Source organism: Thauera sp. (assembly GCF_035444905.1).
Classification (GTDB): Bacteria; Pseudomonadota; Gammaproteobacteria; order Burkholderiales; family Rhodocyclaceae; genus Thauera.
The window spans coordinates 1-7,908 of the sequence record NZ_DAOMPS010000095.1; the positions used below are offsets into that span (position 1 = coordinate 1).

Sequence of the window (7,908 nt, forward strand, 5' to 3'; positions counted from 1 at the left end):
CTGCAGCGCGATCGCCTGCAGGCTGCTCACCGCCGCCACGCCCAGCCCCGCCGCGAGTGCGATGCCCTGTGCCACGCCACAGGCGAGGCGCAGGCCGGTAAACGCCCCTGGCCCGGCCCCAAAGGCGATTGCATCGAGCTGCGGGACTGCAAGGCCGCCTTCGGCCAGGAGTTCGCGCAGGTCGCGCAGGACGGCTTCGGAGTGATTTGCGGCGCCGTGGATCTGCCGCACATGGACGACGCCGTCGCGCAGCAGCGCAACGCTGCCGTGCTCGCAGGCAGTTTCGATCGAGAGGACTTTCATGGTGCCGGTATTCTACCGGCTGCAAGACGATGCGGGCTGGAGCGGCGAGCACTGGCGCGCGCGCTCAGCGACGACCCTTGCCCCTTGGCGCCTCATCGCCGTAGGCGCCGCGCGCGGCATCGCTGACATGGCGACGCAGGCGGCTGCGTTCTTCATCGCTCATACGGCGGCGCTCGGACGCGCCGTCTCGGATCTCTGCCCCGCCACCCAGGGTCCTGCGCCACTCTTTCCTACGCGTCTCGGCCGACACCTTGCCGGCGGCGGCCTCGGCCTGCTCCATCTCGACCTGCCGGCCTGCCTGCGCATGCGCCTGGATCGGCGCCGCCAGCAGGAGCACGCCGACACCGCAACTCACGGCAAGCACCATGGCGCCTCGCCAGCGGGCGATGGAAGATGACTGAAGGGGAGCGAAAGAGAACCTCATGGATCGGCGACCGAAGCTGGGCGGTCGGGCGAGGACCCGACACACAGTGGAAAGCAGCCTCGACCATACGGCAAAGCGCCCACCGTGTGTAGCGCGAAAGATCACGCCGGCATCGCATTTGTAAGCCCATATTGCTTTGCACTGTGCTCCTTACGAAGCGTTACCCGGCGAGCCTTCGAGCGGGCGGCGAAGCCTCTGGCACGGCCTCGCGACTCAGGCTAGCATTCGTCGCATGAACCAGAAAACACGCTATCGCATCCTCGTCGTCGACGACGACGCACGCCTGCGCGAACTGCTGTCCCGCTACCTTCAGGAGCAGGGCTTTGCGGTCAAAGCAGTGGGAGACGCGCCGATGATGGACCGGGCGCTGCACCGCGAGCACTACGACCTTGTAGTGCTCGACCTGATGCTGCCCGGGGAGGACGGACTGGCGATCTGCCGCCGCCTGCGGGCGGCCGAAAACTTCATCCCGATCATCATGCTCACTGCCAAGGGTGACGACGTCGACCGCATCGTCGGCCTCGAGATGGGAGCCGACGACTATATCGCCAAGCCCTTCAACCCGCGCGAACTGGTCGCCCGCATCCAGGCGGTCATGCGCCGCCAGCCGCAGACCCTGCCGGGCGCGCCCACCGCCGAGGACGAGCTCGTGGTGTTCGGGCGGGTAAAGGTCAATCTGGGTACGCGCTCGCTCACCCGCGACAACGAGGAGATCCAGCTCACCACCGGGGAATTCTCCCTGCTCAAGGTGTTGCTGACGCATCCCCGCCAGCCGCTCTCACGCGACAAGCTGATGGAACTGGCGCGTGGCCGCGAATATGGCGTGTTCGATCGTGCGATCGACGTGCAGGTCTCCCGGCTGCGCAAGCTCGTCGAGGACGACCCGGCCAAGCCGCGCTACATCCAGACCGTGTGGGGCTTCGGCTACGTCTTCGTGCCCGACGACCAGAAGGCGGGCGCGGCGGACGAGACCGAGCCCGCCGAGGGCAACTGAGCCACGGATGACGCCAGAGCGGTTGCATGCGACCGATACCGGGGCGGCAAGCACGGGGACGAAGTCATGGTCCGCGCGAGTCCTGCCCCGTACCCTGCTGTGGCAGACCTTCCTGCTCGTTGCCCTGCTGCTGATCCTTGCGCTCGGCGCCTGGTCGCAGATCTTCCGCTACTTCCAGGAGCCGGCGCGGGCACGCGACGTCGCGCAGATGGTGGTGTCAGTGGTCAACCTCACCCGCACGGCCCTGATCAATGCCGACATGGACAGGCGCATCGACCTGCTCATCGATCTGGCTGCGCTCGAAGGCATCCGCATTTATCCTTCCGAGGCCACGGACGAGATCGAGCCGCTCGCCGACACCCGTCCGCTGGCGCTGCTGATGAGCGATGTGCGCCGTCAGCTCGGCGATCACACGCGCTTCGCGACGCGCTGGAAGTCACTGCACGGCTTCTGGGTCAGCTTCCGCCTCGATCCGGATGACGCCGATGACGAGTATTGGGTCATGTTGCCGCCCGAGCGCATCGAGAACCCTGACAGTTTTGGCTGGCTCGCCTGGGGAAGCGGCGCCCTGCTAGCTGCCCTGCTCGGCGCCTTCCTCATCGTGTCACGCATCAGCGCCCCGTTGCGCCAGCTTGCCCGCGCCGCACGCCAGGTGGGCAGTGGTGAGACGCCACCGCCGCAGGAGGAGTCCGGCCCGCAGGAGATCGCCATCGTCGCCCGCGCCTTCAACCAGATGACCAGCAATCTCGCGCGCATGGACGCCGATCGTGCGCTGATCCTCGCCGGCGTGTCGCACGACCTGCGCACCCCCCTCGCCCGCCTGCGTCTCGGCATCGAGATGTCCGGCGCGCCCAGCAGCGAGGTGGCCGCGATGGTTACCGATATCGAAGAGATGGACCGCATCATCGGCCAGTTCCTCGACTTCGGTCGCGGCGATCCGCAGGAGGCGAGCGGGCCGATCGACCTGGCCGCGCTGGTGCGCGAGGTCGCCGAGCCCTACCGCCTGCGGGGCGTGAACATGCAGATCGAGCTCCCCGACAGCCTCGTCGTGCCGGCGCGGGCGCTGCCGATCCGGCGGGCGCTCACCAACCTCATCGACAACGCCCTGCGCTATGCAGGTGACGAGGCGCCACTCGACATTTGCGCCACCGTGGAGGGTGCCGAGGCGCACATCGAAGTGGCCGATCGCGGACCGGGCATCCCGGAAGCCGAGATCGAACGCATGCGCCAGCCCTTCACGCGGCTCGAGAAGGCCCGCTCGAACACCAAGGGGGCGGGACTGGGGCTCGCCATCGTCGAGCGCGTCATGCGCGCCCACCACGGCCGACTCGAGTTGCTGCCGCGCGAAGGCGGCGGCCTCAGGGCCATCCTCTGCCTGCCCGGTGCAGGAAGCCGCGCTCGCGATAGAATGCTTCGACTCGAATCCGGCACCACGCGTGAAACATGAAATTTCTCTTCGACCTGCTCCCTGTCATCCTCTTCTTCGCCGCCTACAAGATCGGCGGTGCTCACCCGGAGGCAGCGCACGCGCTCGCCGCAGGTTGGCTGGGCGACGGCATCGCGCCCACGCAGGCGCCGATCCTGATCGCCACCTTCGTCGCGATCATTGCAACCATGCTGCAGATCGCGATCGTCTGGCTGCGCCATCGCAAGGTGGACACCATGCTGTGGGTCAGCCTGGCCATCATCGTCGTGTTCGGCGGCGCCACGCTGTTCTTCCACAATCCGACCTTCATCAAGTGGAAGCCGACCGCGCTCTACTGGCTGTTCGGTGCCGTGCTGCTGGGCTCGGCCGTGCTGCTCAAGCGCAACCTGATCCGCAAGATGCTCGAGGCACAGATCCAGTTACCCGACCCGGTCTGGGGGCGGCTCAACCTGGCCTGGGCCGGTTTCTTCATCGGCATGGGGCTGCTCAACCTGTACGTGGCCTACAGCTTCAGCGAAGAGACCTGGGTCAATTTCAAGATGTTCGGCGGTCTTGGCCTGATGCTTGCCTTCGTGCTCGGCCAGGGCTTCTATCTGTCACGCCACATGGAAGAGGAAACCAACTGATGTTCTACGCACTGATCGGTGAGGATGCCCCCGGCACCCTCGAGACCCGGCTCGCGGTCAGGCCCCAGCACGTCGCCCGCCTCGAGGCGCTGCGCGAAGAAGGGCGGCTCCTGCTCGCCGGACCGATGCCGGCCATCGATTCGCCCGATCCCGGGCCTGCCGGCTTCGTCGGTAGCCTCATCGTGGCGGAGTTCGACTCGCTCGAGAGCGCCGAAGCCTGGGCGCGCGAAGACCCTTACGCACTTGCCGGCGTGTTCGCCCGCGTCACCGTGCGCCCGTTCCGGAAGACCCTCCCATGAGCGCGGAAACGGTCGCCCGCATCCGCGAGATCCTGTCGCAGCAGATCCCCGTCATCGCGCTCGAGATCGAGGACGACAGTGCCCTCCACGCCGGCCACGCCGGCGCCCGCGACGGCGGCGGGCATTACCGCGTCTACATCGTCTCCGCAGCCTTTGAGGGCTGCAGCAGAGTGCAGCGACAGCGTATGATCTACACCGCGCTTGGCGACATGATGAAAAGGGAGATTCATGCCCTCGCCATCCGCGCGCTTACGGCCACCGAGGCCACTACACATGCAAACTGAAGGAATCTCCATGAAACACTTCCCGAGCCGTCTTGCCATCACCCTGCTGGCCGGCTTTCTCGCCCTTCCCGTGGTCGCGGCGGATTCCGTCGCCAAGGTCAACGGGGTTGCAATTCCCGCTGCGCGGGCGCAGGCCATGCTCGCCGAGCAACGTGCGCAAGGTGTGCCGGACAGCGAGCAGCTGCAGAACGCGGTGCGTGAAGAACTCGTCCGCCGCGAGGTGCTGAGCCAGGAAGCGGGCAAGAAGGGACTCGACAAGAAGGCCGATGTCCAGGCGCAGATGGACATGGCGCGCCAGGCCATCCTGATCCGTGCCTACCTGCAGGAGTTCGTGCGCGCCAACCCGGTGACCGACGCTGAACTGCAGAAGGAATACGACGCCATCAAGGGTCGCATGGGTGACAAGGAGTACAAGCCCCGCCACGTGCTGGTCGAGACCGAGACCGAAGCGAAGGCCATCATTGCCCGCCTGCAGAACGGCGCGCCCTTCGAGGAGGTCGCCAAGGAGTCGCGTGATCCCGGCTCGAAGGATCGCGGCGGCGAGCTCGGCTGGAGCAACCCCGGCATGTACGTGAAGCCGTTCTCCGACGCCATGGTGGCGCTAGAAAAGGGCAAGTACACCAGTACGCCGGTCAAGAGCGACTTCGGCTACCACGTCATCCAGCTCGACGACGTGCGCCCGGTGCAGGCGCCCCCGTTCGACGAAGTGAAGCCGCAGCTGCAGCAGCGCCTGCAGCAGCAGAAGGTCGAGCGCCACGTCATGGAGCTGCGCGAGAAGGCCAAGGTCGAGTAATCGTTCAGCCTCGACGCCCTGCCCCGCCGCGTTGGCGGCGAGGCAGGCACCAACACGAAGGCCCGACACGGCGCAAGCCGGTCGGGCCTTCTTATTGGTCTCGCAAGAGGTGTCGCGCATGAGCCGGCCCCTCGGGCCGGTTCATGCGCAAGGCGCGATCAGAAGTGCTCTTCTGCCAGCTCCAATGCACCCGCGGCGCCATTCACCACCGTGTAGGCCAGGCCAGGCGCCTGGGCCAGCACGTGGTCGGCGTAGAAGCGGGCCGTGACGATCTTGGTCTGGTAGAAGCTCGCCTCGCCCTCGCCCGCCTCGAGCTTGCGCTTGGCAACCAGCGCGGCGCGCGCCATCTGCCAGCCACCAGCAACGATCCCCAGCAGCTTCAGGAAGGGCACGGAACCCACCGAAGCCGCCTTGATGTTCCCGTTGTAGGTGGCCAGGATGTAGGCGACCGCCTCCTCCACCGCCGCGATACCGGCACCCAGCGACTTGCGGATGGCGGCGAAGGCGTCGCCCTCGACGCTGCCGAGTTCAGCCTCGACCGCACGCATCTGGCGCACGACGCCCGCGATGGTGACGCCGTTCTCGCGGGCGATCTTGCGCCCGATCAGGTCGTTGGCCTGGATCGCGGTCGTGCCTTCGTAAATGGTGGTGATACGGGCATCGCGGAAGTGCTGCGCGGCGCCGGTTTCCTCGATGAAGCCCATGCCGCCATGCACCTGGACGCCGTCGGAGGTGACGTCGATCGAGTTCTCCGTGCACCAGCCCTTGACGACCGGAATCATCAGATCGACGAAGGCCTGGTTCTGCGCCCGCAGCGCTTCGTCGGCGTGATGGTGGGCCTTGTCGATGGCGGCCCCGACCACATAGGCCAACGCACGCATCGCTTCGGTCTTGCTCTTCATCGTCATCAGCAGGCGACGCACGTCGGCGTGATGCAGGATGTTCACCTTCGGGCCGCCACGCACCCCGGCGTCGGTACCCTGGATGCGATCCTTGGCGTATTGCAGCGCATGCTGGTAGGCACGCTCGGACAGCGCCAGGCCTTCCATGCCGACCGCGAAGCGGGCTTCGTTCATCATGATGAACATGTACTCGAGGCCGCGGTTGGGCTCACCCACCAGGGTGCCTATCGCGCCGCCCTTGTCGCCGAAGGCCAGCACGGCGGTCGGGCTGGCGTGGATGCCGAGCTTGTGCTCGATCGACACGCAGTGCACGTCATTGCGCGCGCCCAGGCTGCCGTCGGCATTGACCAGGAACTTGGGCACGACGAACAGCGAGATGCCCTTCACCCCTTCAGGTGCGTCCGGCAGACGGGCGAGCACGAGGTGGATGATGTTGTCGGTGAGGTCATGCTCGCCGTAGGTGATGAAGATCTTCTGGCCGAAGATCTTGTACGTGCCATCGCCCTGCGGCTCGGCTTTGGTGCGCACCGCAGCGAGATCGGAGCCGGCCTGCGGCTCGGTCAGGTTCATGGTGCCGGTCCATTCGCCCGAGATCATCTTCGGCAGGTAGGTGTCCTTCTGCTCGTCCGTGCCGCGCAGCATCAGCGCCTCGATGGCGCCCGTGGTGAGCATCGGGCACAGCGAGAAGGCCATGTTGGCCGACTTCCACATCTCCATCACGGCCGTCGACAGCAGCTTGGGCAGGCCCTGCCCGCCATAATTGGGGTCGCAGGCGATTGCGGTCCAGCCGGACTCGCTGAACTGCTTGTAGGCCTCCTTCCAGCCCGGGGCGGTGTTGACGACGCCGTCGTTCCACTTCGCGCCTTCCTGATCGCCCGTCCAGTTCAGCGGAGCGAGCACGCCGCTGGCAAACTTGTCGGCCTCCTCGAGGATGGCGTCGACCAGGTCCATCGACACTTCCTCGTTGCCCGGAAGCTGCGTCACCGCGTCGAGATCGGCGAGTTCGCGCATCACGAACTGCATGTCACGAAGGGGGGCGTTGTAGTTGCTCATGTATGTAGTCACTCCATGGACGGGTTAAGTGATCTTGCGTATGTCGCTTACTTGTCAATCAGGTAGCGGCGATCGTCGAAGGCAGCAACCCATTCGGGCCGGTACACCACCATCAGCGTGATGATCGCTCCACTGATCCAGGCCTCGGAAAAACCGAGCAGCAGGAAAAAGGGCAGGTACTCGCTCAGCAGGAAAGCGGCTGAATAGGCGCCCGCCAGCATCATCGCCAGCGAACTCACCGCACCCTGCAGCATCACGGTCAGGGCTGCCCCCGCAAAGCTCGTGACGAAAACAAAGATGAAGAAGTGCGCCGGCAGCCAGCGCTCGATCGCGCGCTGAATGCCATATGCAAGCGCAACGGGCACCACCGCCATCAGCACGAAATTCAGCGGCCACGCCACCCATTCGAGCGCACCGTTGAGGGTGATGCCGGTCAGCGCGAGCGCCAGCACAGCCAGGGCAAACCACGGCCCGAGCGCAAGCGTCGCCGCCATCGCACCCAGCAGGTGCAATGTCAGGCCGGGCATCACGCCCGCCTTCAAACTCCACATCAGCGTCAGGCAGACAGCAAAACCAAGCAGCAGATTCAGTTGTCGGCCGTCGCGCAGACGCCCCCAGGGCGCCCTGCGCAACAAGCTGTAGAGGGTCAGTGCGGTCACGACCAGCATGAACCCGTGCCAGGTCGCCGAGAACAGCGATGCGGGTAGGTTCATGCCGGTCGGCTCGGGGCAGCGCTCAGACCGCGGACGTCAGCTCCGGCACCACCTGGAACAGATCGCCCACCAGGCCGTAGTCGGCGACCTG

General features: G+C 66.1%; 10 protein-coding genes. 6 read left to right on the forward strand and 4 right to left on the reverse strand.

Annotated elements, in window-relative coordinates; genetic code table 11:
• Together tsaB and PLC66_RS21585 are read right to left on the reverse strand one after the other, a co-directional pair.
• On the reverse strand, positions 1-303 hold a 303-nt coding region (tsaB, locus tag PLC66_RS21580), incomplete at its 3' end, for a tRNA (adenosine(37)-N6)-threonylcarbamoyltransferase complex dimerization subunit type 1 TsaB (protein WP_324544250.1).
• Positions 304-367: 64 nt separating this feature from the next.
• A complete protein-coding gene (locus PLC66_RS21585) occupies positions 368-670 on the reverse strand; it encodes a hypothetical protein (protein ID WP_324544251.1) in 303 nt (100 codons plus the stop codon).
• 289 nt (positions 671-959) lie between these two features.
• Between PLC66_RS21585 and ompR the strand changes: the two genes are divergently transcribed.
• From ompR to PLC66_RS21615, 6 genes are read left to right on the forward strand one after another with little or no spacing between them, the layout of a single operon-like run.
• The gene (gene ompR, locus PLC66_RS21590; protein ID WP_324544252.1) at positions 960-1,721 is read left to right on the forward strand and encodes an osmolarity response regulator transcription factor OmpR; all 762 of its coding nucleotides are present in this window, start codon (positions 960-962) and stop codon (positions 1,719-1,721) included.
• Between the two features lie 7 nt (positions 1,722-1,728).
• A complete protein-coding gene (locus PLC66_RS21595) occupies positions 1,729-3,168 on the forward strand; it encodes an ATP-binding protein (protein ID WP_324544253.1) in 1,440 nt (479 codons plus the stop codon).
• Complete coding sequence (locus PLC66_RS21600) at positions 3,165-3,773, forward strand: septation protein A (RefSeq protein ID WP_324544254.1); 609 nt, start codon at positions 3,165-3,167, stop codon at positions 3,771-3,773. Before PLC66_RS21595 ends, PLC66_RS21600 begins: the two co-directional genes overlap by 4 nt.
• A complete protein-coding gene (locus tag PLC66_RS21605; RefSeq protein WP_324544255.1) occupies positions 3,773-4,072 on the forward strand; it encodes a YciI family protein in 300 nt (99 codons plus the stop codon). Before PLC66_RS21600 ends, PLC66_RS21605 begins: the two co-directional genes overlap by 1 nt.
• The gene (locus PLC66_RS21610) at positions 4,069-4,356 is read left to right on the forward strand and encodes a BolA family protein (protein WP_324544256.1); all 288 of its coding nucleotides are present in this window, start codon (positions 4,069-4,071) and stop codon (positions 4,354-4,356) included. Before PLC66_RS21605 ends, PLC66_RS21610 begins: the two co-directional genes overlap by 4 nt.
• Before the next feature lie 10 nt (positions 4,357-4,366).
• Positions 4,367-5,149 carry a peptidylprolyl isomerase gene (locus PLC66_RS21615; RefSeq protein WP_324544257.1) on the forward strand — a complete coding sequence of 261 codons (783 nt, stop codon included), beginning with the start codon at positions 4,367-4,369 and terminating at the stop codon, positions 5,147-5,149.
• Positions 5,150-5,307: 158 nt separating this feature from the next.
• On the opposite strand, the gene PLC66_RS21620 is transcribed toward PLC66_RS21615, so the two are convergent.
• Positions 5,308-7,104 carry an acyl-CoA dehydrogenase gene (locus PLC66_RS21620; RefSeq protein WP_324544258.1) on the reverse strand — a complete coding sequence of 599 codons (1,797 nt, stop codon included), beginning with the start codon at positions 7,102-7,104 and terminating at the stop codon, positions 5,308-5,310.
• A gap of 47 nt (positions 7,105-7,151) precedes the next feature.
• Positions 7,152-7,817, reverse strand: coding sequence for an energy-coupling factor ABC transporter permease (locus PLC66_RS21625; RefSeq protein WP_324544259.1), 666 nt, complete (start codon positions 7,815-7,817; stop codon positions 7,152-7,154).
• Positions 7,818-7,908 lie beyond the last annotated feature (91 nt).